The 26,841-nt window shown below is 34.9% G+C and carries 18 protein-coding genes; 13 read left to right on the forward strand and 5 right to left on the reverse strand.

The genetic code is table 11. The features are described from left to right. Nucleotides 1-80 precede the first annotated feature (80 nt). The 4 genes from DVR12_RS08625 to DVR12_RS08640 form a co-directional block, all read right to left on the reverse strand. Nucleotides 81-1,667 (reverse strand): hypothetical protein, encoded by a 1,587-nt coding sequence (locus tag DVR12_RS08625; RefSeq protein ID WP_116975264.1) that lies wholly within the window; start codon nt 1,665-1,667, stop codon nt 81-83. A 160-nt stretch (nt 1,668-1,827) separates the two neighbouring features. Continuing rightward, nucleotides 1,828-2,760, reverse strand: a complete 933-nt coding sequence (gene fcl, locus DVR12_RS08630) for a GDP-L-fucose synthase (protein WP_116975265.1) — start codon at nt 2,758-2,760, stop codon at nt 1,828-1,830. Nucleotide 2,761: 1 nt separating this feature from the next. Continuing rightward, on the reverse strand, nt 2,762-3,877 hold the full coding sequence (gene gmd / locus DVR12_RS08635) for a GDP-mannose 4,6-dehydratase (RefSeq protein WP_116975266.1): 1,116 nt from the start codon (nt 3,875-3,877) through the stop codon (nt 2,762-2,764). Between the two features lie 3 nt (nt 3,878-3,880). Next, the gene (locus tag DVR12_RS08640; protein WP_116975267.1) at nt 3,881-5,011 is read right to left on the reverse strand and encodes a glycosyltransferase family 4 protein; all 1,131 of its coding nucleotides are present in this window, start codon (nt 5,009-5,011) and stop codon (nt 3,881-3,883) included. Between the two features lie 413 nt (nt 5,012-5,424). Between DVR12_RS08640 and DVR12_RS08645 the strand changes: the two genes are divergently transcribed. From DVR12_RS08645 to DVR12_RS08705, 13 genes are all read left to right on the forward strand, one after another. Then, on the forward strand, nt 5,425-7,884 hold the full coding sequence (locus tag DVR12_RS08645) for an SLBB domain-containing protein (protein ID WP_116975268.1): 2,460 nt from the start codon (nt 5,425-5,427) through the stop codon (nt 7,882-7,884). A gap of 40 nt (nt 7,885-7,924) precedes the next feature. Further along, entirely contained in the window at nt 7,925-8,998 is a 1,074-nt protein-coding gene (locus tag DVR12_RS08650; RefSeq protein WP_116975269.1) for a GumC domain-containing protein, read from the forward strand. 35 nt (nt 8,999-9,033) lie between these two features. Next, nucleotides 9,034-10,305: a nucleotide sugar dehydrogenase gene (locus tag DVR12_RS08655; protein WP_116975270.1), complete on the forward strand. Its 1,272-nt coding sequence runs from the start codon at nt 9,034-9,036 to the stop codon at nt 10,303-10,305. An 11-nt stretch (nt 10,306-10,316) separates the two neighbouring features. Then, entirely contained in the window at nt 10,317-11,321 is a 1,005-nt protein-coding gene (locus DVR12_RS08660) for an SDR family oxidoreductase (RefSeq protein WP_116975271.1), read from the forward strand. A 6-nt stretch (nt 11,322-11,327) separates the two neighbouring features. Then, complete coding sequence (locus DVR12_RS08665) at nt 11,328-12,407, forward strand: DegT/DnrJ/EryC1/StrS family aminotransferase (protein ID WP_116975272.1); 1,080 nt, start codon at nt 11,328-11,330, stop codon at nt 12,405-12,407. A gap of 33 nt (nt 12,408-12,440) precedes the next feature. Further along, nucleotides 12,441-13,724 carry an ATP-grasp domain-containing protein gene (locus DVR12_RS08670; protein WP_116975273.1) on the forward strand — a complete coding sequence of 428 codons (1,284 nt, stop codon included), beginning with the start codon at nt 12,441-12,443 and terminating at the stop codon, nt 13,722-13,724. Nucleotides 13,725-13,733: 9 nt separating this feature from the next. Beyond that, nucleotides 13,734-14,714 carry a glycosyltransferase family 2 protein gene (locus DVR12_RS08675; protein WP_116975274.1) on the forward strand — a complete coding sequence of 327 codons (981 nt, stop codon included), beginning with the start codon at nt 13,734-13,736 and terminating at the stop codon, nt 14,712-14,714. Nucleotides 14,715-14,902: 188 nt separating this feature from the next. Next, a complete protein-coding gene (locus tag DVR12_RS08680) occupies nt 14,903-16,006 on the forward strand; it encodes an MATE family efflux transporter (protein WP_158563238.1) in 1,104 nt (367 codons plus the stop codon). 192 nt (nt 16,007-16,198) lie between these two features. Beyond that, the gene (asnB, locus tag DVR12_RS08685; protein WP_116975276.1) at nt 16,199-18,106 is read left to right on the forward strand and encodes an asparagine synthase (glutamine-hydrolyzing); all 1,908 of its coding nucleotides are present in this window, start codon (nt 16,199-16,201) and stop codon (nt 18,104-18,106) included. 418 nt (nt 18,107-18,524) lie between these two features. After that, nucleotides 18,525-19,322, forward strand: a complete 798-nt coding sequence (locus DVR12_RS08690) for a hypothetical protein (protein WP_147323432.1) — start codon at nt 18,525-18,527, stop codon at nt 19,320-19,322. Between the two features lie 10 nt (nt 19,323-19,332). Continuing rightward, nucleotides 19,333-20,454, forward strand: coding sequence for a glycosyltransferase (locus tag DVR12_RS08695; RefSeq protein WP_116975278.1), 1,122 nt, complete (start codon nt 19,333-19,335; stop codon nt 20,452-20,454). Between the two features lie 10 nt (nt 20,455-20,464). Further along, entirely contained in the window at nt 20,465-21,889 is a 1,425-nt protein-coding gene (locus tag DVR12_RS08700) for a right-handed parallel beta-helix repeat-containing protein (RefSeq protein WP_116975279.1), read from the forward strand. Nucleotides 21,890-21,913: 24 nt separating this feature from the next. Beyond that, entirely contained in the window at nt 21,914-22,984 is a 1,071-nt protein-coding gene (locus DVR12_RS08705; protein WP_116975280.1) for a glycosyltransferase family 4 protein, read from the forward strand. Between the two features lie 6 nt (nt 22,985-22,990). On the opposite strand, the gene DVR12_RS08710 is transcribed toward DVR12_RS08705, so the two are convergent. After that, nucleotides 22,991-26,800: a putative Ig domain-containing protein gene (locus DVR12_RS08710; protein WP_116975281.1), complete on the reverse strand. Its 3,810-nt coding sequence runs from the start codon at nt 26,798-26,800 to the stop codon at nt 22,991-22,993. Between the last annotated feature and the right edge of the window lie 41 nt (nt 26,801-26,841).

Below are 26,841 nucleotides of genomic sequence, written 5' to 3' on the forward strand. Positions count from 1 at the left end.
TCCCCCTCTTTTAAGTCGGAAAAAGAAGAAAGCCCTTCCGCTTTTCGCGCAAGGGCTTGTGCGTTTAAATATGTTCCCGATTAGAAATCGTAGTAAAATTTGCGGAAGCTGCTACGAAGACCTATGCTGAATATAACATCATTGGTTTTTACCTGGTCATTACTCAGTTTTCTGTAAGCCAGGGATGTTTCCAATCTTAAATTATACTTTGGATTGAAAATATACGCAATGGTTCCCTGGGCATAGATGAGATCTGTTTTAAGACCCTGACCAATGTAATTTCCATATTCATTAACATGGGTAGTGTATGGCTTAGAGATATCATGACCGTAATTTGTATTGGCATCCGGGTCATCTCCGTATTTAGAGTACATCAATTCTCCGCGACCATACCAGCGTTTTAGTCTGTATGTTGCGATTCCCACTATTTCCTGGAAATTAGCACCCAGCGGGTGGGCTAAGGATTGGTTATAGTGTTCGTAGTTGATGAGTGTACTTTTATAGGAATATGTATATGGTCTTACCGCATTATATTCAGCCAATACATCAAGTTTATTTACTTTGAACAGGTCATAAGCTTTTACACCAAGTTGCCAGGCTTGTTTATTGGCCCACCATCCCTTACCTTTCAGCACTTCATTTAATTTAAATTCATCAAGTACAAATTGTCCGTAAATCGTGGTTTTAGGGAATAATTTGAATTTGGCATTCAATCCCATTAGTGCATTATCTGACGACCCTTCTGAAAATTCTGCGGAGCGCAGGAAAATAATTGGGTTCATATAACTCCAATCGAAGCCTCTCTTACGACCAGAAGAATCGGCATCAGGCCAGATAACAGCATCAAAGAATCCGATAGATATTTTTTTGCTGACATTCCAGTCTAAGAAATGAAATACACCCCATTTTTTATAGTACCCAAGATCATCATATGCAGCTGCAAAGTTCTTACTGTGTTTATCCATAAACTGAGCCCACATAGAAGTATATTGAACTTTACCCAGATGACCGGTTAGTTTTAAATATGGATAACTAAACTGTATATCAGAAAGGATTAAAGAACGATAACCATCTCCAATAAAGTTTTGTCCGTAGCCCATATCAATAGTCAGGTATTTAATTGGAGTATAGGATAGTAATGCACTTGCATTATTATAATCGAAAGCTTTACCGTTACTATAGTCTTTAATAGCGCCCTGCCCAGGAACTATATCCTGTTTACGTATATACTGATCAAGGTAGGTTGGGAACTTTGCCTGATTTTCGTAAAAGTAGGATTCAAAATAAAATTTTGTTCCTATGTTGGCCTGTATACTGGCACCACGTGTATTCACCCAGGTAGTTCTGCTTCCGTCTTTAGTTTTACCAACCTGGAAGTCTGGTAGAAAGTCGATAAATACATTGAAGTCTTCGTTTCTGAATTCAAGGAGATGTTCATCAAATAATTTACGATGTACCCAACTACGTTTGACCGTTGGAGTGGCCGTATACATTGCGCTTGTGTCTATATGTAATATAGGCCTTAATGAAGTATGGTGATTAAGAGAATCGATATACAGTTCTCTGATATCCAAATAATTATAAGGCACTATTACAGGTACTTTTTCTTGGGCATTCGCATTCGAGAACAGCAACAGAGTTCCGATTATCCAGAGGAAATGTTTCATTAAAATAGTTTTGATTACAGCAAAATTTGCACGGTTTCAGGCTTCCACAAACATTAAATAAGGCATTCACATTGTGATATGTCAATTCACTTCATAAAACAAAGATAAACTTTTACTGATATTGAAACCAGCAGGAAGTTATTATATAGAAGTTCGTTTTTTAAATGAGTTGTTGTTGCTGAGCAGTTAAGTATACGTTTTCTATACCTTCTTTCAACGCTATCTTAGCATGCCAGCCATAACTATGTAGCTTGGATACATCCATTAATTTTCTTGGAGTACCATCCGGCTTGGAAGTATCAAATACAAGACTACCCTTAAATCCTACTATTTCCTTTACAAGATTTGCCAGATCCAGGATACTTATATCTTCCCCGACTCCAATATTTATCAACCCACTTTCGTTATAATTTTGCATCAGAAAGAAACAGGCGTCAGCCATATCATCTGCATGGAGGAATTCACGTTTTGGTGTACCTGTTCCCCAGATTACCACTTCACTCTTTCCTTCTATTTTTGCTTCATGCATTTTTCTGATCATTGCAGGCAATACATGAGAATTTTGTGGATTATAGTTATCGTTAGGACCATAAAGGTTGGTGGGCATTACTGAAATAAAATTGCATCCATATTGTGCTCTATAGGCATCACACATTTCAATTCCTGCAATTTTAGCGATAGCATAAGGCTGATTGGTAGGTTCAAGGGAACCGGTAAGAAGATATTCTTCCTTTAAGGGCTGTGGCGCCATTTTAGGATAGATACAGGAAGAACCTAAGAACATCAGTTTTTTTACATTTTGTACGTAAGCCTGATGAATAACGTTATTCTGAATCATCAGGTTTTCGTAAATAAACTGTCCTCTATAGGTATTATTAGCTAGAATACCACCTACTTTGGCGGCAGCCAGGAAAACGTAGTCGGGTTTTGTTTCTTCAAAAAACGCCTTGGTTTGCTGCTGATCTGTTAAATCCAGTTCTGCTGAAGTTCGGAATATGAGATTGTTAAATCCTGCCTTCTGTAATCGTCTGACAATAGCAGAGCCAACCATTCCACGGTGGCCAGCTACATAAATTTTATCTTGAAGCTCCATGTTATTCAAATTGGTTCAATACTTTAAAGCCATTATTTTTCAATAGCTTTTCTTTCCTGAACAGTTCTATATCTGCTAACACCATTTCCTTGATAAGAGCAGGTAAATCATATTTAGGTACCCAGCCTAATTTAGCTTTAGCCTTCGAAGGATCACCAATCAAAAGTTCAACTTCTGTAGGTCTGAAGTAACGAGCATCTATTGCCACCACTTCCTGTCCTGCTTTTAATGGGCATTCTTCATTTGAAACAGCAATTACGATTCCTTTTTCCTCTAATCCTTCCCCTTTAAACTCTATATCTATACCAGCTTCTTTAAAAGCCAGTCTGATAAACTCTCTAACAGTAGTGGTTACACCAGTGGCAACCACAAAATCTTCTGGCTTCTCCTGTTGTAACATTAACCACATTGCTTCAACGTAGTCCTTTGCGTGGCCCCAATCGCGTTGGGCACTCAGATTTCCCATATAAAGCATGTCTTGTAAGCCAACAGACATTTTAGCTACAGCTCTTGTAATTTTTCTTGTTACAAATGTTTCCCCTCTTAAAGGACTTTCATGATTAAATAAAATTCCATTGCAGGCAAACATACCATATGCTTCACGGTAGTTCACAGTGATCCAGTAGGCATATTGTTTAGCAACTGCATAAGGAGAACGCGGATAGAACGGGGTAGTCTCAGATTGAGGAACTTCCTGTACTAATCCATATAATTCTGATGTCGAAGCCTGATATACTTTGGTTTTCTTCGCCAATCCCAGTATTCTGACAGCTTCCAGAATTCTTAATGTACCAATTGCATCAACATCTGCTGTATATTCGGGTGACTCAAAGCTTACCTGCACGTGGCTCATAGCACCCAGGTTATAAATCTCATCAGGCTGAACTTCCTGAATAATTCGAATCAGATTGGTGCTATCTGATAAATCGCCATAATGAAGCTTCATCCTAACGTTCTGCTCATGAGGATCTTGATATAAATAATCGATCCTGTCTGTGTTAAACAAAGAAGCTCGCCTTTTAATACCATGTACGAAATATCCTTTCTTTAACAACAGATCTGCGAGATATGCGCCATCTTGTCCTGTAATACCTGTAATAAGGGCTATTTTTCCCATGAATTATGAATGCAAATATGTATGAATCTTATTTAGATAAATGTCTACAATCTTATCCTGACTAAATTCTGCAAGCATTTTTTTCCTTGCATTTCTGCCGAATTCGCTCCTTTTTTCACCAGGTAGAAGCAGCATTTGTTTCATTTTTTCTGCTAAATCTACAGGGTTCTTAACTTTACATAAAAATCCCGTTTCTCCATCATCCACAACATCTTTACAACCTACATTATCTGTTGTAATAACAGGTATTTCCAGGCTGGCGGCTTCCATAATTGCTCTTGGAATACCTTCTCTGTAATAAGATGGCAAAATGAAGCAATCGCTGGTAGAAAGATGAGAAATAACATTATCTGTAACCCCCAAATAGCGAATAATATTAGCCTTTTCCCACTCCATAATTTGTTCTCTGGATATTGCTCCAGGATTTGCAACATCTACAAAACCTAATAAACAGGACTCAAAATCATAGCCTTCGGTCTTTAATATTTTCGAAGCCTCAACAAAATCAGCTACCCCTTTTTCATATAACATGCGGCCAGACATAATGAATCTGAATTTCCTTGATGTTACAGGTACTTCATTTGTTGCAGCTTTAAAACGCTGTGTATCTATCCCTTCCCCGGGTAAAACAAATGTTTTCTCTTTTTCAATAATATTATGATCAATAAAGCTTTCTTTATCTTCTTTATTTAAAAACCAAACTTCTTTAGCATTTTTCAGACTAAAACGATAGAGTTTTTTAGCTATAAGAGAAATCAGATTTCTAGTTCCAAAAATATAGCCCAGCCCTGTTGTTACAGCAATACTTGGTATACCAAGTTTTTTTGCGACAAGAGAACCATAAATATTAGGCTTTACAGTATAGTGAAAAATAAGACCAGGTGCGGCTTTTTTATAAATTTCGGCAAGTTCGTTATATAATCGAATTTCTTCAAGTGGATTCTTACCCTTAGCTTTTAAGTGAGAAATCTGAAAGTAGCTAATGTCATAATTTTTAAATCGATCGGCATAATTATCCATAGGAGCTGCTACCATTACTTCGTATCCTTTCTCTTTTAGATATAACATTAAGCTCAACCTAAAATTGAACATACTCCAAGCCGTATTTCCAACTAAAAGAATCCTTCCTTTCATACTATTAAATAATTATTACCTCATTCATAACCTAACCCATATAATAATATGGCGTATTGAATTATTATAAGTTAGAAATGCAAAAATAGTTTATCGTATTCGTATTAAACGTAAAATCATCCTTTTACTCGATTTATAATTGCTTCTTAGCCTAAAATGAATATTCATTATTCATATATATAATTACTAATACATATATCTATATGTTAGTAATTAAAACTCAATATTTTATTGGTATTGACATAGGGAATTAGGTATATACAAGTTTTAAATAAATTAATTTACCGCTGATTTCCCAGTTTATAACATTTATATGTTATTTTTAATAGATTTGCACCTGTTTTCACCGAAGAAATGCCTAAGGGGAACCATCTATTCCAAAAAAGTTGTTTGAGAAGTTTATCTTAGAATACATGTTGAAAAATTTTTTATTGATCCATTTTTTCCTGTTTATTGGCTTTGCTGCTGCTTCACAGGTTCCATCATTACCTAATTCACAGACTATTAGTCAGGTTAAAGTTGATAATCTTACAGATAGCCAGATAAATCAGATAGTAGATGAAATGAAGAAGAATGGATTAAAACTATCAGATATTGACGCATACGCTGAACAGAAGGGTATTCCAACAACTGAAGTATCTAAACTTAAAGATCGTATCAGAGCTTTAGGGTTAGATGTTGTACTAGATGCCCCTAAAAATGTCAAAAGTAATAACCAGCAAGGAAATGACATGGCCCGTGCTTTTGATACAACCAACATTTATAAGATTAACCCTCAAGATAAAAAGAGCTCAAAAATATTTGGCGTTGAGCTATTTAGCAATAAAAACCTCACTTTCGAGCCTAATCTCAGGATGCCCACTCCGGCCAATTACAGACTTTCAGCTGAAGATGAACTAATAATTGACGTATATGGCTATTCTGAATTGACCAGTAAACTGAAAGTGAGTCCTGATGGTTATATTCGTTTCCCAAATCTAGGGCCGATTTATGTTAATGGATTAACAATAGAAGAGGCTCGTAACAGGATTACCAAGCAATTATCGACCATCTATAGTGGAATTAAGAACGGAAATACCTCAGTTCAAATTACACTTGGTAATATTCGTAGTATACGAGTTCTGCTAATCGGTGAAATTGAACGCCCTGGTTCTTATACCCTCCCTTCACTGGCTTCAGTTGCAAATGCATTGTATGTTTCAGGTGGGCCCAATGAAAATGGATCTCTGAGAACTATTCAGGTGATTAGAAACGGACAGGTTATCAGCACCTTCGATCTATATGATTTCCTGATGAAAGGAGACCTTAGCGGCAATATAGTACTGCAAGACCAGGATATTGTTAAAGTAAATCCTTATGACACCAGAGTTGAAATCCTGGGAGCTGTTAAGCGACCGGCGATTTTTGAAGCCAAATCCAGTGAATCACTTTCCGACATTATGAAATATGCCGGTGGTTACACAACAAACGCATATACCGAAATCATAAAGGCATACCGGAACAATAACAGACAAAAGGAAGTTGTTAATGTTTCTAATCAGGAAATAAATTCATTTAAATTAAAATCAGGCGACCAATTTTTTGTCGACTCCATTCTGGAACGCTTTACCAATCGTATAAGCATTTCTGGTGCAGTATTTCACCCTGGAGATTATGCTTTGGTTGAAGGCATGAATGTAACGGATTTAATCAAAAAGGCTGATGGACTAACCGAAAATGCAGCACTTTCCCGTGGCTTAATTCAACGTTTACAAGATGACTATACACCTGTCACCATTAATTTTAATGTGTTAGATGCCGTTAACGACAAGAATGCTCCACTTCTTAAAAGAGAAGACAAGGTTATCATCTTTAGCAAAAATGAATTAAGAGAAGATTATACAGTCAACATTACAGGTGAAGTAAATGCACCAGGTAAATATCCATATTCCGATAATATGCACCTGGAGGATTTGATATTGTTGGCAAATGGATTTAATGATGCTGCCTCTACTAAACGGATTGAAGTTGCCAGACGTATACGAAATAACACCTTGGGTTCAAGTAGCGACACAATTGCAATAATCCAACAATTCGATCTGAATATGGATTTAAGCGGAACTAGCAACAGCTCTCAATTTGTCCTAAGCCCGTTTGATGAAATTACAGTAAGAAAAGCTCCATCTTATTTCAAACAGGAAAATATCAGAATCGATGGTGAAGTAATTTATCCTGGCTCCTACGCTATTTCCAATAAGCAAGAAAGGATTTCAGATGTAATTGGACGTGCAGGAGGATTCAAGGCAGAAGCATATCCAGAAGGAGCTGTACTCCTACGCCGAACTTTTGTTAATGCCAGTGATAGCGCTATTTTAGCTAATAAACTCGAACTGCTATATAATAAATTACAAGACTCCACTGATATTACCAGGGTTAAAAACGCAGTTGAAAGACGCGAACAACTTTTAGGTATAAATCTTGATAAAATAATGAGCCACCCTGGTTCTAAATATGATTTATTACTGATCGAAGGCGACATTATCAAGGTTCCTAAAAAGCTTCAAACAGTGCAACTATTTGGTGAAATATATTTTCCCAAAAAAGTACGCTATGAATCAGATTACAAGTTTAGAGACTATATAAGGGGAGCCGGTGGCTTTACAGAGCAATCTTTAAAACGTAGAAGCTATATCGTGTATTCTAATGGAGAAATAAAAAATACCAAAAAGATATTTTTCTTTAATCGCTATCCTAAAGTCAAGCCAGGCGCAGAAATTTATGTACCAAACAAAAAAGCTAAGAAAGGTTTGAGCACTCAGGAAGCTGTAGGACTTTTAGGTGGATTAGCATCAATTGCCCTAATTGTTGTTACCATATTAAATACTACAAAATAATCTCGGTATAGGACAGCAAAATTCTTAAAGATTAAAAAGAATGACAGATTCTAAAAAACCTTCGAATGAAATAAACAACAATGAGCTATCCCTTAAAGACCTGATTTTTAAGTTCCAGAACTGGATGCAGTATTTATGGAGTAAAAAAATATTAATTATATTTTTCTCCCTGCTTTCTGCTGGTTGCTTTCTTACCTACTCACTGTTCCAAAAACCTTCCTATCAGGCTGAACTAACCTTTATTCTCGAAGATACAAAGTCAAGTCCGCTCGGAAACTACGCAAACATCGCAAGTCAATTCGGGTTTAATTTGGGAGGAGGTTCCGGAAGTGGGGTATTCAGTGGTGATAATATTCTTGCCTTCTTAAAATCAAGATATATTATCAATAAAACATTACTGTCACCAATCAGCGCTAATAAAGATAAAAGTATGGCTGATCTCTATTTGGAAATCAGTCAGCTTAGAAAAAGTTGGGAAAGTCATCCAGAACTTAATAATATAAGCTTCCCTCCTACTTATAAGCCAGGTACTTCCATTTTAAAGGACAGTGTTTTATCAATTCTATATAATAACCTGCTTAAATTAAATTTAGATGTAGATAAACTGGATAAAAAATTAAGCTTTATTACTGTTAGTTGTAAATCACCAGATCAGACTTTCTCTAAAATATTTATTGAGGCATTGGTTAAGGAAGCCACCCAGTTTTATATTAATACAAAGGTTCAAAAATATACTACCAGTATAGAGAGCTTACAATCCAGAGCCGATTCACTTGAATTGTTACTTAATCGTAAAACATCTGCTGTCGCCGCTTCTGAAGATCTTAACCTCAATCCGGCTAAAAAGGTTGCATTAGTTGGAGTAGAATTAGCAAACCGCGATAAGATGGTAGCTCAAACCATGTATAGCGAAGTAGTTAAAAACCTGGAAATAACTAAATTTTCCATGACACAGGAAACTCCAATTATTCAAATTATCGATACACCAATTCTTCCACTAAAGAAAACTAATCTTGGAAAAGCTAAAGCCTTGATTATAGGAGGATTCGTAGGAGGACTACTAAGCATTATTTGTTTAATGGCTGTCAGAATATACAAAGAAATAATTAACTAAGCATCTTAATATTACTTTAAAACAGACTAGGTTCTATGTCAGGTAAATCACATAAAATTGCGATTATTGGTTTAGGTTATGTTGGCCTTCCTCTAGCAGTAGAGTTTGGAAAAAAATATAATACCGTTGGATTCGATATCAATAAAACAAGAATATCAGAACTCGAATCAGGTATTGACAGAACCCTAGAAGTAAGCCCGGAAGAGCTGAAAAAGTCGACAATGCTTACGTATGCCGACAATATTGATAAAATAAAAGATTGTAATATATTTATTGTTACAGTTCCTACTCCCGTTGATAAACATAATCGCCCAGACCTGACCCCTCTCTATAAAGCCAGTGAAACAGTAGGAAAGGCCTTAAAGAAAAACGATATTGTTATATATGAATCTACCGTTTATCCAGGTGTTACCGAAGATGAATGTGTACCTGTTCTGGAAAAAGTGTCAGGACTTAAGTTCAATACTGATTTCTTTTGCGGATACTCTCCTGAAAGAATAAACCCTGGTGATAAGGAACATACTGTAGTAAAGATATTAAAAGTAACCAGCGGCTCTACTCCAGAAACAGCAAAAACTGTTGATGAGTTATATAAAAGTGTAATTCTTGCCGGCACACACTCAGCTCCTTCTATCAAGGTTGCAGAAGCCGCAAAAGTTATTGAAAATGCACAGCGCGACATCAATATTGCATTCGTAAATGAGTTGGCAAAAATTTTTAATCGCCTTGGAATCGATACTTCCGATGTACTTAAGGCAGCCGGAACCAAATGGAACTTCTTACAATTCAAACCAGGGTTAGTTGGAGGCCATTGTATAGGAGTAGATCCATACTACCTGGCCCAAAAAGCACAGGAAGAAGGATATCATCCTGAAATTCTGCTGGCTGGTCGCCGCCTTAATGATGGCATGGGCAGTTATATTGCTCACGAATTTGTTAAACATGCCATTAAAAAAAGTATCCCGGTTAAGGATTGTAATGTTCTGGTACTCGGTATCACCTTTAAGGAAAATTGTCCGGATATCAGAAATAGTAGGGTAATTGATATAATTAAAGAATTAGAGAACTATGATATCAATGTAACTGTTTATGATCCTTGGGCAGATACAGCTGAAGTAACCCACGAATATGGATTGTGCCTTGAAGATAAAACCAACCTTCAAAACAAATCATATGAAGGCGTTATCCTTGCAGTGGCACATAAGGAATTCCTGGATATGGATATTCCAAACCTCTGTAAGGAGAAATCTGTTGTTTATGACGTTAAAGGGATATTACCTCAACATATTGTGGACGCTAGATTATAAACTTTTTAAAAATGTACAATATTAAATATCATAATCAGGATCTTTCATCATTCAGTTTTTTGATAACTGGAGGTGCCGGGTTTATTGGTTCAAATATCGTTGAATATCTGCTGAAATATAACGCAGGTAAAGTAAGAGTATTAGATAATCTTAGTACCGGTAAAATGGAAAACATTGAACCATTTTTATCTAATCCTGCCTTTGAATTTGTGGAAGCCGACATTCGTGACTTCTCAGCTTGCGAACAAGCCTTAGAAAATATAGACTTCGTTAGTCATCAGGCTGCTTTGGGCTCAGTTCCCAGATCAGTTAAGGATCCTATTACTACCAATGAAGTAAATGTATCAGGATTTTTAAATATGCTTGTGGCTGCCAGAAACGCAAATGTCAAGCAATTCGTTTATGCAGCTTCGTCATCTACTTACGGTGATAGTAAAAAACTTCCTAAAGTAGAAGAACAAATAGGCAAACCATTGTCGCCATATGCAGTTACTAAGTATGTGAATGAGCTATATGCGGATGTATTTGCTAAAGTTTACAATTTTAACAGTATTGGATTAAGATACTTTAATGTATTTGGACCCAAGCAGGATCCCTATGGTGCATATGCTGCAGTTATTCCTCTTTTCTTTAAGGCTGCCTTAAATAATACGCCTCCAACTATAAATGGAGATGGAAACCAAACCAGGGATTTTACATTCATTGAAAACGCAGTACAGGCTAATATTAAAGCATTGTTACACCCTCACCAGCAAAACAAAGCGGAAGTAATCAATATTGCTGTTGGTGAAAACACCACACTGAATAATCTGTGGAATGAAATATGCAAAATAGTTGGCACCGAATTGAATGCGAATCATGGACCAGACAGAGCTGGAGATATCAGAGATTCACTTGCAGATATCTCTAAAGCCCAACAATTGATAGGATATGATCCTGCATTCAATCTCTCAACTGCACTGGTTCCAACGTTTAACTGGTATAAAACGCAGAATTTTTCAAATCTAAATGTTTAGTGGGAAATGATTAATGTTACTAAACCTTTCTTACCTCCTATTGAAGAATACCAACACTACCTCCAGGGAATCTGGAGTAGAAATTGGCTTACTAATAGTGGCCCTCTGGTAAATGAACTGGAGCTGAAACTGAAAGAATATCTTCAACTAAATCATATCCTCTTTTTGAATAATGGAACAGTTGCACTCCAGATAGCAATAAAAGCATTAGAGTTAAAAGAGGAGATTATTACTACCCCATTCTCCTACGTAGCTACCACTTCTTCTATCGTATGGGAAAACTGTACTCCTGTATTTGTAGATATCAATGCAGATACCCTCAATATTGATCCCGATAAAATAGAAGCGGCCATCACAGATAAAACCACCGGAATTTTAGCAACTCACGTTTATGGAAATCCATGCGATGTTGAAAAAATTCAGGCGATTGCTAAAAAGCATAATCTCAAAGTAATTTATGATGCTGCTCATTGCTTCGGTACTCTGTATAAAAATGAAAGCATTTTCAATTACGGTGATATCAGTACTGTGAGCTTTCATGCCACTAAACTATTTCACACTGTTGAAGGTGGTGCCGTTTTTACTCAAAATCCTGAACTGCTGAAGAAAATGGCTTTGCTTAGGAATTTTGGCCACGTAGACGCTATTAATATCGATGGTCCTGGAATTAATGGAAAAAATTCAGAGTTTCATGCTGCCATGGGTTTATGTAACCTGAAATACATAGATAAAATTATCGCAAAAAGAAGAAGCGATTACGAGTATTATAAGGAAAAACTTAAGACACTCAGAGTTGCATTCCCAACCATAATTAAAGATGCTGCCCCTAACTACTCTTATTTGCCAATTATTTTTGAAAGCAATGAAGCATTAAATAAGAGTATTAAAATACTGAATGACAATCTTATATATCCTAGAAGATATTTTTATCCGTCTCTCAACCTTCTAAATTATGTAAGTCCGTCTTCCACTCCTATTTCTGAAAACATTTCCAACAGGGTATTATGCTTACCATTGTTTTATGATCTAACAAGAGAAGAAATAGATTTAATAGCCAGGCTCTTATTACGTGTACAGAATAGCTAAATTGTGCTGCTTTTGGTGTAAATTATTCTTCTTATGAAACATAAAGTTCTTGTATTTCCCTGTGGTTCCGAGATTGGGCTGGAAATACATAAAGCATTAAAATTTTGTAAAGACATTGAACTCTTCGGAGCTTCAAGCGTCTCTTCCAATAACGGGAAATACCAATATAAAAATTACATAGAAGGATTGCCTTGGGTAGAAGCTCCAGGGTTTATCGATCAATTGAACGAGTTAATATTAAAGCATAATATCGACTTTATTTATCCGGCGCATGACAGCGTTTTACTTTTTCTTTCCCAGAACCAGTCACTGGTAAAGGCCACTGTTATTGCCTCAGAGGCCAAAACCTGTGAAATCTGCCGTTCAAAGGCACTAACATACCAGATATTCAACAATATAATTCCCGTTCCAAAAGTTTATAATAGCAGTGCCGATATCAACGAATACCCGGTATTTCTAAAACCTGATGTTGGTCAGGGTGCAAAAGGTGTATATCTGGCTAAAAATAAAGAAGAAGTCGATTTCTATCGGGCAAAGGATAATACCCTGCTTATGCTCGAATATCTTCCTTATAAAGAATACACTGTCGACTGTTTCACAGACAGTAAAGGCAACCTTTTATTTGCAAAGGGAAGGCTCCGTAGCAGGATCCAAAACGGGATAAGCGTAGATACATTTCCTGTTGACAACCCTGAATTCCTTGAGTTTGCAGAAAAAATAAATAAGGAATTAAAGTTTAAAGGTGCATGGTTCTTTCAATTGAAGGAAAACAAAAATAAAGAACTAATGTTACTCGAAATTGCACCAAGAATTGCCGGAACTATGGCTTTATTTAGAAATCTTGGTGTAAATTTCCCACTGCTTAGCATTTATACATTTGTAGATATGCCAGTAGAGATCATGACAAATGAATATCATTTGCAGCTTGATAGGGCATTAAGCAATTCATATAAAATAGATATTGAATACGATCATGTGTATGTGGATTTAGATGATACAATCATCAATAATGATAAAATAGTTGTATCTGTAGTTTCCTTCCTGTTTCAATGTCTCAACAACGGCAAAAAAATATATTTAATCACCAGGCATAAGGAAATAGTCGAAAATACCTTGAATAAATTCAGGATTCAAAATATGTTCGACGAAATTATTCATATTACAAATGGTGATTGTAAATCACTTTTTATAGATAAAGGAAGAAAGGCCATATTTATAGACGACTCATTTGCTGAAAGAAAAAAGGTTAAAACTAATTGCAGCATTCCGGTTTTTGATATCTCTCAACTGGAATCACTCATAGAAAACCACCTTTAATGAAAAAAGATGTCATTGAAGTTAAGTATCGCAGTAACATCATTCAATTATAGAGATTTTCTGGAAGAATGTTTATCCTCAATTCTATCACAGGAAATAAATGTTGAATACGAAATTGTTGTAGGTGACGATTGTTCAAATGATAGCACAGCTGATTATTTGAGACAGTTGGCACAACAGTTTCCAAATGTGAAACCAATTATAAGGTCTCAGAATATTGGAGCACTTGCTAATGCAATTGATGTAATTATGAATTGCCAGGGCGAGTATATCGCATTCATTGATGGAGACGACCATATGCTTCCTTATAAATTGCAAAAGCAGGTCAATTATCTTGATAGCCATCCAGACTGTGCATTCGTAGTGCATGATCTTAGAGTTTTCGATAGCGAAACCAAGAAAACTCTATACTACATGAAAAATCCAAACCCGCACCAGGAATTGTTTGATATTCAGGACTTGGTCCTAAAAGGAACATTTTTTGGACACTGCTCGAAAATGTTTAGAAAAACGAGCATTCCTGCGGAAGGATTTGATCCAACTACCAAAAACGTTGGCGACTACAGTTTCCATATTGCAAATGCAAAATTTGGGAAAATAGGTTATATAAACGAAGTCCTGGGTCAATATAGAAAACATAGCCAAGGTGTAAGTCTTCAGAACTCCACCAATAAGGACAAAATCCTTAATGCGATGAATGACCAGCTGAAAGCTATAAAACATGCCGAAGGGCATGTTCATGAAGCCTTTATCCATAAAGGGAAAAGCAGAATATTTATAAATACAGCTATTCTTTTTATGGAAATAGGAGATTTCAGCGCCGCTAAAAAATTATTGAACCAGTCCAACCATGAAACTAATCGTACCTACTTTAATATACAACATAGAATACTTAGCTTATCACCAAATAAAGTTACTTATTCAGCAATGCGTAGAGTAAAGAGGGTTGCTAAGAAATTAATTAAAATGCTTACTAATACAAACTCTTAACTAGGATAGCTTGATGCCTGTTTTTTTTGATCAAAATGTTTAAAAAGATATCATATTCAACTGGAATCAATATTTATCAAAATTTTGTTTCCTTAATAGTATTTCTGATTACAGCTCATCTTTATGGAAGTGAAGGGCGTGGGATAATTGCAGCCAGTACGCAAATACTAACATTAATCTGTGCCATTGTGGGATTGAGCTTAGGAAGGGTATTACCGTACCTGCTTGTAGATTCGAAGTTATCTAAAGAAGATTTTTTTCAGAAAAACTTCTACACTTATTTTATTACTTGTTGCGGCTCTATGCTGCTAGCCTTTCTGGGTGTTTTTGTATTAAATAATATTAATTCGGTTTTTGGAGAATTGGATTTTAAATACCTGCTCATTAGCATGGTGGCTCTCCCCTATTTTTTATGGAGTAATACTAGCATTTTTGTTTTCTCAACTGCCAATTTATTGGTTAAACAATCTAGTGTTATCCTCATTAACCGGTCTGTTTATCTGTTTGCAGTTATTATTTTAGTATATGTAGTTAAACTCCCAATAACTTCCTTCCTGGTTATAATGTCTATCATTAATCTGTTACAATTTTTTAGCGAAATCAGAATTATACAGACGACTTTCAACCCAATATTAAAATTCAATAGTGCTTTCTTTAAAAAATTACTTTCAAATGCACTGAAGATTCATCCTGATACTGTAGCCAGTCTCTCCTACTCTTCATTCATCACAGTAGTTGTTAACAAAATGATGACCTTGAAAGATGTAGGTAATTTTAGTTTCGCTCTACAAATAGTTGTATTGATCAATATCATTCCTACAATCATCAATCAATACAATATTTCATTGATAACAGAAAAAGGAGTTGAAGCTTCCTGGTCAACCCAAAAGAAATACATTTTCAGGGCACTGGGAATAATGGTAGTAGCTGTAATATTTGCGCTGATAGGTTATAGCCTTATGATTTCTCTATTTAAGCTGGAATCATTTGAGGAATCAATTCCGGTATTCAGAATATTGTGCCTGGCTGTCCTTCCAAATGCTTTTGCGACTTTAATGAATTCCAGGTGGCTTACTGAAGGTAAATTCAAACAGCTATCTATTATCAGTATTATTACCGGCTGTATATCCTTTATTATGTCGTACCAACTGGTTAAACATTATAGCTTAACGGGGGCAGCGATCTCATGTGTTATATCATATGTAATTGCTGCGTTGGTTAATATTGTATTTTTTATTTACACAAATAGAAAATACAGTAAACGAATTGCCGTTGTAGGATTAAACAATTAATAATGAAAACACCATTGCCTATTAATTTTAGAAGTAGCACTAATTACTATCCATTATTCAATGGATGTAATTTTGTTAACTCCCTAATAAGGTTTACTGATAATTTTTACTAGGTAAAATAAAGGTGAACTGATATAACTAAAACATATATTCAATTTTTATCCATTTCAATTATTTACAACACTATTTACCATGTGCGGAATAGCAGGCTTCATAGATTTTAAATGCCAAACGAATCTGACTACCCTTAGAAATATGACCGATGCTATGACGCATCGGGGTCCGGACGACAGTGGATATGAGCTATTTGAAAAGGAGCAATATGTTTTAGGTTTTGGTCATAGAAGATTATCTATTATTGACCTTTCTCCATTAGGCCATCAGCCATTTCATGATGATGATAATAAATGGACTATCCTGTTTAACGGAGAAGTTTACAATTACAATGAATTAAGAAATGAATTAATAGCCCAGGGGCATTCATTCCGCTCCCATTCGGATACCGAAGTTATCCTTAAGGCTTTTCGCCATTGGGGAAAAAAGGCGATTGATCGCTTCATAGGAATGTTCGTTTTCTTTATATATGATAATGAAAACCACAAAGTATACGCATATCGGGATCGATCAGGTGTTAAACCCTTATATTATTACTACAAAGACGATTTATTCCTGTTTGGCTCCGAATTAAAAGCCTTTCATCAACATAACCGTTTCAATAAAACAATCAATAAGGAAGCCTTTGCTTTGTTTTTACAATATGGTTATATACCAGCTCCTCATTGCATTTTTAATGATACTTTCAAATTAAAGCCCGGTCATTACCTGGAAATAGACTTGCTTAGCAAGAAAATTGTTAATGACGTTTATTGGGATGTATTGGACGCATACAATAAACCAAAATTAAAAATTTCAGAGACTGAGGCTTTGGAGGAAACTGAAAAACTCCTGAAATCGGCATTTGAATATAGAATGGTTGCAGATGTTCCGGTAGGTATTTTTCTAAGTGGAGGATATGATAGCTCTATTGTAGCTGCGATGCTGCAAAAGGAAAGGAGCCAGAAACTTAAAACATTTACCATTGGATTTAATGAAAAGGATTTCAATGAGGCTCCACATGCAAAAAATGTTGCAGATTACCTGGGTACCGATCACACTGAATATATCTGTTCTCCCAAAGATGCATTGGAAATTATTCCTAAGCTTCCTTTTATTTTTGATGAACCATTTGGCGATAGCTCTGCCATCCCAACTATACTTGTAAGTCAACTAGCCAGACAGCAGGTTACCGTTTCTCTTTCTGCCGATGCCGGAGATGAAGTATTTGGAGGTTATAACAAGTATGCCGAAGCAATTCGCTTACACAAAATGTTTACGAAGTTCCCTGATCTTGTAAACAAAACAATTGGTAAAATGATGGATTTGATTCCAGCAAAGACTATACCTTTTCATGGCCGCTTTTATAATTTTGAAACCAGGTATGAAAAAATGAAGTCTCTGCTGAAAGCTGAGAATACCGTTAAAACGATGCAATGCATCAGCCAACATCTAACTAATAAAGAATTAGAATTATTCATTGGACAGTTTAATCAGTCATTACCCCTGCATTTCGACGATTACAATCAACTTAATAAATATAATGATGATATTAACCAAATGTTAGCCATAGATTATAAAACGTATATGGACAATGACATCCTGGTAAAAGTTGATAGGGCAACAATGTCTGTAAGTCTTGAAGGGCGTGAGCCGCTATTAGACCATAGAATCATTGAGTTTGTAGCTCAACTTCCATCTGAATTCAAAATTAAGGATGGGAATAAAAAATATTTGCTAAAACAGATTACTCATAAGTACCTGCCTAAACAACTAATGGATAGGCCTAAAATGGGTTTTGGTGTACCTTTAATTCATTGGTTTAAGAAAGAACTAAAAGGCTATTTTAATACTTATCTTACAAAGGAAAGAGCAGACAGACATCAGTTATATGACCCGGCAATTACTCAGGAATGGATTAAATCATATGAAAACAATAATAATAGCGTTACCCGGCTTTGGTTTCTGCTGATGTTTGAAATGTGGTACGACGAGTGGATGAAATAAAAGTTAGAATATGTGGAATGAATACTCCTTTTCAGAATTATTTTTACCAACAACTATATTAATAGCTGTAATCTTTCTGTATGCGTTAAAAACTCTTCGACGACCAGATTTAGCTTTTCTGATAGCTGTACTAAAGGGCTGTTTATTCTATACTTATTTTCAGTTCTTTTCTGTTAATGGGTATTATTTGCTAGACGATATAGTATACTTTAATGACAGCTTAAATTACTGGAAAGAGGGTAATTCTTTTATTTCCATTATTCTTGACAGCAAAAAATTTGCCTACTTATTTTCAATTGCAGGCGGACAGAATATTCTTTATTTCTTATATAATATTTTAAGTTTCGATTTTTTTGGTGGGTTTTATTTTGCACCAGTATGTCTTAATATCATACTAACCGTTACCTCTGCCAGAATAATGTATAAATTTTTACAAAATATAGGTTTCAATAATATGATTTGCAAGCTATATTTTGTGTTTTTTATTTTGCATTGGGAGATTATCGCATGGAGTAATTTCCTTAATCTAAAAGATACACTGGTACATACGTTAACCATCACCTCTTTTTATTATCTTCAAAAACTACAACTTAAACAGACTAAGAAAGTAAGAACATTTCTAGCAGTAGCTTTTGTAATGATTGTCTTAAGCTTTTTGAGGTTTTACATTCCTCTGTTTATGATATTTACTTTTATTACCTACAGGTTTCTGCAATTTGTTAATGCCATCAAAGATAAAAAGCTTAGAATCCTGATTCTGGTTTCTGTTCTGTTTATTGGGCCACTATTATGCCTTCAATTCTTATTATCCCGCTATCAATTTGAAATTAATTTATTCTTAGGATCATTTACAAATCCACTCTTTGGAGCTATCAGGTATTTATTCACTCCGATTCCCTGGCAGATTGAACCCGACTATACTTTTTTGTTCTGGCCTTCAGTCTTTAACTGGATTTCTCTACCCTTTATGATTTATGGAATATTTATGTTATTCAAAATGGATAACCCGGGGATTAAACTTTTAATGCTTTATTTTATCTTAATCTCTATATTTTATGGATGCTTCGGAGAGTTACAAGGTCCGCGCCATCGATTGCAAATAGATTTTATTATTATATTAGCACAATTAATTGGTGTACTTAGTTTGTGGGCAGGGAAAGGGAAAGTAATTGATTTGGATACAAAACCATCAGCTTTTCTCATTCCACAAACGTAAATAAACCTTAATGGTCAGAAAAAAAAACATATTATTAGTTGTACCTTCTTTACAAGCTGGAGGTAGTGAAAGAGTAATTTCAATTTTATTTAAAGAATTAAAAAACCTAGATTCTTTAAATGTTTACCTAGCCGTTTTAGATGGGAGTGAAATACATAAAGGATTTGACATAGCAGCTGAAGACATTATAGATTTACAGTGTAAAAAAGTTCGTTATAGCATATCATTATTAAAAAACGTAATTAAGGAGAAAAAAATTGATTTGGTTCTCTCTACTTTAGGCTATTTAAATCTTTATATTGCCCTTTTCAGATTTATATTTCCATCAAAGGTGACATTTATTGGTAGGGAATCCAGTATAGTAAGTGAAAATATTAAAGATGATAAGTGGCCCAAGCTTTTCAAATTTCTATATAAAAGATTCTATAAAAAATTAGATGGTATAATTTGCCAATCTAATTATATGTGCGATGACCTTATCCACAATTTTAAAATTCCTTCCAAAAAAATAACCATTATCAACAATCCCATTGATACGGAACTTGTTATGACTAAAGGTCAGGAACCCCCTATTCATAATTTTGATCCCAATAATTCTAATATCCTGGCAGTGGGCAGACTAAACAAAGTAAAAGGCTTTGAAAGACTAATTCCTATTATGGCGAAACTGCAGCATAAGAATGTAAAGCTATATATTGCCGGTAGCGGAGCCGAAAAAGAAAATTTATTGTCATTAATAAACTTTCACTCACTTAATGATTCTATTATATTATTAGGACATGCAGACAATCCATATCCTTTAATGGCACAGTCTGATATTCTTATAATGACTTCTTATTACGAAGGTTTTCCTAATGTTGCAATTGAGATGTTATCTTTAGGTAAGCCTGTCATTGCATACGATGCTCCTGGAGGTATAAAGGAAATTGTACAGCATGGCAGAAACGGATATATTGTTGAGAGCGACAACCCCAAAGATTTTAGTGATTATGTCATTAAAGTATTGGAATCTGAGCCTTTTAAAGAAGTAGAGCTGAAAAAATCTGTTAAACATTTTAATAAAGAAATCATTATTAATAAGTATGTCGATTATTTCAATCAACTAATTAATCAGAAATTGAAAGCTAATTAAATCTTAAGTTATGTATAACCTCTTAACCTCTTTATGTCTGATCTTTTGCTTATCATCCTTGAATAATGTTAAAGCAGAGTTCAAAGAATCTGACATTAATGTAAAAAATTATGGAGCAAAGGGTGATGGCAAAACAGATGATACTCAGAGCATTCAAAATGCTAATAATGCAGCCCAGCAAAAAGGGGTTAGTTTACTTTTCCCCGCAGGAACATATATAGCAACAGAATTGCAACCTTCAACATCCTGGAAAGGAAATAATTCAACTATTAAAAGAAAAACAGGTTTTAATGGTAATGTTTATGACTTTTGCGCAGTTAAAAACAAGTCTAATCTAAGTTTTGAGAACCTTAATTTCGATGGTAGTGCAAGTAGCGATCCTAAACAATTCAACAAAAGCAATTATAACTCGTTCACTGGCAGTATCGGTTTATTCATTTATGGTTCCAATAATATTACAATAACCAACTGTAACTTTACCAATTGTTTTACAGGGGGTCTCAGAATTGAAGACTGTAATAATATAAAAGTTCAACAATGCAATGCTAAAAGATCCAGAGGTAATTTTGGAGATGGCTTCTATGTAGAACAATCCAAGAATATACAATTTACCAATTGTTCTGCTAACGACTATACAAGGATCGGATTTGTAGTTGAAAGGGGCTCCTCTAATATCTCATTTGATAAGTGTTCTGCACAAAATGGGCATGATTGTTCGGTATCGTATGGAGGAACTGAATATAATTCCGGTTTCTGGGCAGAGGGTTCACTTAACATTTCATTCTCTAATTGTACAAGCTCCCAAAATACCAATTATGGATTTGTTGCTTCAGCTCTTGGCTCTAAAAATAATGATGCGTCTCTTAATAGCCAATCTGCCACCTATTCATTCAAAAGCTGTACCTCTACCAATGCAAATCAAATAGGCTTTAATGTCAATTCAAATCCGGGAATCGCTGTCCGAGTAACCTTTAACGATTGTAAAGCAATTAACTCATCACAACCTTACCTGGCATCTCTAAAAAATGAGTCTGATAATTTTGTATACAATAACTGTACAGCAGTAGTTGCATTTAACCCTAAAAGCTCAAATGATATTGCTTTTATGTGGGAAAGCAGCACCAAGTTCCAAAAACTCCCCTCTATAACATATAATAACTGTAGTATTTCATACTCTAATCCTATTCTTGAGAATTTAACTTCAAAGAATAGTAATTCTGGTGATGTTGGCACCTATTCTGGAGGCAATGTTCAGATAACAATCAACAACATGAAAAAAGATAATGGGAATTCTCCTATCATACTAAAATGCCTGTATGGTTCTCCTTCATTCATTATTTCAAATACCCTTGTTGATACTACTCTTATTCAACGTAGAGGAAATATCTCATTAATCAATAATTCAAAGATGCGTACTTTTAAAAGTACTATGTAATTCTAATTTAAATATTTACCTATATTGAAAAATGTTCTTTTCTTCTGCTCTATTACTTCAATCGGTGGAGCAGAAACAAATATTATTAAGTTAATTAAAGAGCTAACTACCAAAGGATACAAAGTGCATCTTGCATCATTGCAGAATACAGGTCCAATGCTTGATCACTGCGCATCAGACTTAATTTCATTCACTGAAATTGGTTTATACTATAAAACACCTAAAAAGTCTTACAATTTATACAAACAACTACTGCTTAAAAATAAAATAGATATTGTTTTCAATTTCGGCCTACGGGTAGAACTATTTAGTCGTACTGTTAGCAAATCTATTAATCCAAATATTAAAGTAATATCCAATATCCGATCTACAGATGATTGGAGAAAGTTTTATCATATATGGCTCGACAGAATTACTTCCAAAAATGTAGATAAATGGGTGAGTAACTCCGAGGCTGGGCGCCAGATTACAATAACAAGGGAGAAATATCCTGCAAGCAAAATAGAAGTTATATATAACTATATTGAGGTAAGTAGAAGGCAATCTAATTCTCCAATGCGCAGCGATAGAATTAGTATTGGCATCCTAGCCAATATTAAAGCGCTGAAAGGATATTTCGATTTAATTAAAGTTAGTAAAAGGCTGGTTGAGCAGGGAGTACCACATAAATTTATTTGTGCAGGGGTAGATTATACTAATGGCGATTTTGAGAAAGCAATTAGTGACATGGGGGTAGCTAATAACTTTGAACTGAAAGGATATATTAAAGATAAGGATACGTTTTTTGAAGAGATAGACATTTTTATATTACCCAGCTATCTGGAAGGCCTACCAACATGCCTGCTTGAAGCCATGGCATTTAGTAAGCCTGTAATCTGTACAAATGTTGGAGGTAACCAGGAATTAGTGCATGACAAAGTAAACGGTTTTGTGCATGCTCCTGGAGATATAAAAGGTTTTACCAATTCTATCACCCAACTTATCGATGATCCCCTATTAAGGGATAAATTTATCGATAATGGCCATAAATTTATTCACGAAAGATTCGAAAAAAGTAAATGTCTTGCCCAGTGGATTGCTGTCATTGAAGAGTAATGTTGGCTATAATATCATTAGGCGTTTGACTTCTTTATGTACTTCGTTGCTATAAATATTATTAAATCTAAATTCAAGAAAATACACTCCTGTTGGCAATTTTTCAGAAGGGCTCCAATTAAAATAATGTCCCCCTTTATCCTGTACCTTGTCTAAAACAATACCAATCAATTTACCTTGTACATCATAAAGTGAAATCGTAATATGAGATTGGCTTTTTAATTTATACTCTACAATTGCCTTATTATAAATTGGATTTGGAAAAACAGTGACATCATAATTATTTACTGCTTTATTGAAAGTTGTGTCTGTAACAAGCAACGTAAAAGATTGTAAACTATTTAGGCCAAACTGGTTCTCTACGGATAAAATAACTGTAGATTTTCCTACATCTGATTTTCTTGGCGTTCCTCTAAGCAGCAAAGTAACAGAATCATACGTTAGCCAATCTGGCTTTTCTATTATATTAAACGTTAAATCTGGTGGTAAAGATTCATAATCATAAACCCCGTCATTGACCGAAATATCATAGACATATTCTTTATTAATCACTTGCTTGCCTTTGGGCGATGAACTGATAACCGGTACGTTAGCTACTAATAAATTAAAACTATCCTGGGCAACATGACCTTGTAAATCCGTAACTGTATATACTATATTGTGATATCCAATATCATCCGGCCCTGGTTCTAAAACTATATTCCCCAATAATTCATCTACTGATGCCCATTGGGGAGAATTTATCAGATTATATTTCAATATATCAGTACAATAAATAGAATCCTTGTCTGTTGCTTGAATCTGAAAATTTGTAGCTGAATGTGTATCAATTGTTGTATCCCCTAATGTTGATACAATTTCCGGAGCAAAATTAGGTCGGATATATACCCGTAACGTTCCTCCAATATCATTAAATAAATAGTTTTCTGATTGCAAGTTGTCAATTGTAAAAACAGCAGACGAATCTAATGTAATTGATAATGTGTACCCAGGAGAATTAGATTGAATATCGTATTGGTTATTATACCCACTGATTCTGCCAGACCAAGGTTTCTTAAATCTGGTATTAAGTGATATTTGAACATCGTTCCCCCGGCATAGCGTATCATAACTCACAGCAAAACTAGCAACCGGCGAAAGATAGATGTTAATTGGAATTACAACTCTTTGTCTTGAATAGGTATCAAATACATCAATCACTACACTATCCAACATATCTTTAGTAATAGTTGGAACGCCACTTATTCTAAATACACTATCTGCAAAATCGGCCTTCTGAATCCATGATGGTTTAGATATCACATTCACATAAACACTATCACCATATGGAAGATCAATATCTATTATTTCAAGAGAATCATTAAAAGAATGATTATTAAAAGCAATAAGTGTATCTACATTAACTATAGGTTTATGATTAATATATTTTCCATTAACTCTGAACTGTAATGTTTGCTGCTCGTTAAAATTCTTATCGCTTGCCAATAGAGTTACTTTAGAGAGTCTTTCATTGTAAAGTAATCTATGAGCAGTAGATGAATCCAAATAACCTTTCAGGCAATTACAGGCAGGGTCATAAGATAACCAGGATGGCAATTTGACGGGAGTAACAACAACATTACTTTTAATAGTATCAATAGCATCAGTTCTCATGTTATAATTGATCCTATACTTGCTAAGCTGGTAAAGAGGAATTGAAACCTGTCGTTCTGATTCAACCGACTCTATCGGTGCAAATACATCAGGGTATGATAACTTCAGTAATGAGGTTGGCGTGCTTTTCTGATTATTCTCACCAGTGAGAGCAGAAACACGATAAAAGGCGTAAGCAGGTTTGGTATCATCAACTTTATAGGAATATGAAGTTGTATCTACCGTTGCGATGAGATTGGATGTAGAAGGAGTAAATCCATCAGCCTCATTACTGGCATAAACAAGATACTTTATAGCTGCTAATCCTTCCGGATTCTTATCCCATGTTATTTTCACAGAATCAGGGCTTCGCAACAACTGTGGATTAAGTACCGGCATTGGAGAATGTGGAATGAATTGAAAGGTATTACTCCAATCGCCCCAGGCTCCCTTACTATCTTTTGCTCTTACATGCCAATAATAAGTTGTATTATTATTCAATAACCCAGGCCATGGTATGTAATAGGCTGCAGGAATAATCGGAGGTGGATTGTAAGTATACACGCCGGTCATCATCCTCTTGAAGTTTGGGGATAGAGGATATTTCATATCGGGTCGTTCACTCACTTCTATTTCATAGTCTGTAATGGTATCTCCATCCGGATCGCTTGGTACCGACCATGCAAACTGGAACTGACCATAATTGATCGTACTTTTATCCGCTGGGAAAATGGGATTTATAAGATTTGATGGAGGTCTGTTATTAGTAGTTTGCTGATAAGCGATTGTTACCTGAACCTGCTGCTGTCCGGTATTATCATCCTCATAATGTACCAGGTTATTACCGAGTTTTAAGTCAGGTATAAATAGTTTGCTATTTTGAAAAACGCTGGTAACAATTAAGGAATCAATTTTAAAATTTGTAGTATTAGAGGTATGGCATTCGAATTTCAGGAAATATCCATAAGTCGCAGGTGTAGTTAGTGTTGCTATAGTATTGGTCAGGTTATCTGTTTTAGTTCCAGCTGTACTATTATTTGAGATCAATTTCCAGTTCAATAAATCTGTTGAATACGATACCTTAAAATAATCACTCGATGTAAATCCACCCAATCCATACTTTACATTTCCATCTACCAATACAAATGGACTAGCAACCTTTACTATAAAACCACCATCATTCTTCGTTAATTTCAAGCTGCCATTCTGAGCTACACAATTCCAAACACTATCAAATATAATTGGGAATAATTCATTCTTAAAAGGTATATTATATTCAAATCGGCCATTTGATACTAACTCACTTTTTAAAACGCTACCACTCTGGTAGGAATGATAGAGAGGATTACTAATTGTTTCATCAAAAATTATAGATTCCTGAGGTCTTAAATTATAATCTAAAGTATGATAAGTGGAAAATGGAGGAATACTTTTTAGAGAACTAAAGTCATCTGATCCATAAAATGTTGATACAACTTTATCCATCCAATCAGGATTATCACTACTTGAACCATAATGATGTGTTCTTGAAATCAGATAGCGATCAGCTATTAGTGAATTATAGCCTACTAATTTTTTATTATCAAGACCCAAATAAAAAGCCCCCGTATCTCCATCTATTATACACGTATCACTATCTATATACAAGTCTGGTACAACATGGACGTTCAAATCGTATAACGTAAAATTAGAAGCCCTTTTACTAGAAGTTCCAAGCACTCTTGTAATATCATCGCAAATACCATATCCATAAATTGCAAAGAGTTTAATTGGATCATGTTGTTCATCTCCAGTTTCAGCAGGAGAAAAGTGAAAATGGTTTTTTATGGCAAAATTCCATACTGCCATATATTTATCCTTTGTAGAACTTTCATCGACACCCGCATTAATTTCATCAATCAACCGGTTAATATTATACCAGTTTTTTGAATTATTAATTATTAAACGAGGAGAAATAATCGTACTAACACCTTGGTTAGTAATACGAATCGACTTAAGGGGCTGAAATACTCTTTTAAATCCGTTAAATGTGGGGGTAAGGGTATTTACTGCATCAAGTGTTCCTCCTAAAATCAAAGTAGAATCAGACTTTGATTTTGTAGGATTAAAGTTAAAAGTGTAATTCTGCCCTAAACACCAATTAGATAAAAGAATAAAAAAAGCAGTTTGTAAAAATCTACTCATAATTATTATCTGGAATAGTTTTTCATAATAGAAATATCTTG

This window comes from Chitinophaga silvatica (genome assembly GCF_003419895.1).
GTDB lineage: Bacteria > Bacteroidota > Bacteroidia > Chitinophagales > Chitinophagaceae > Chitinophaga > Chitinophaga silvatica.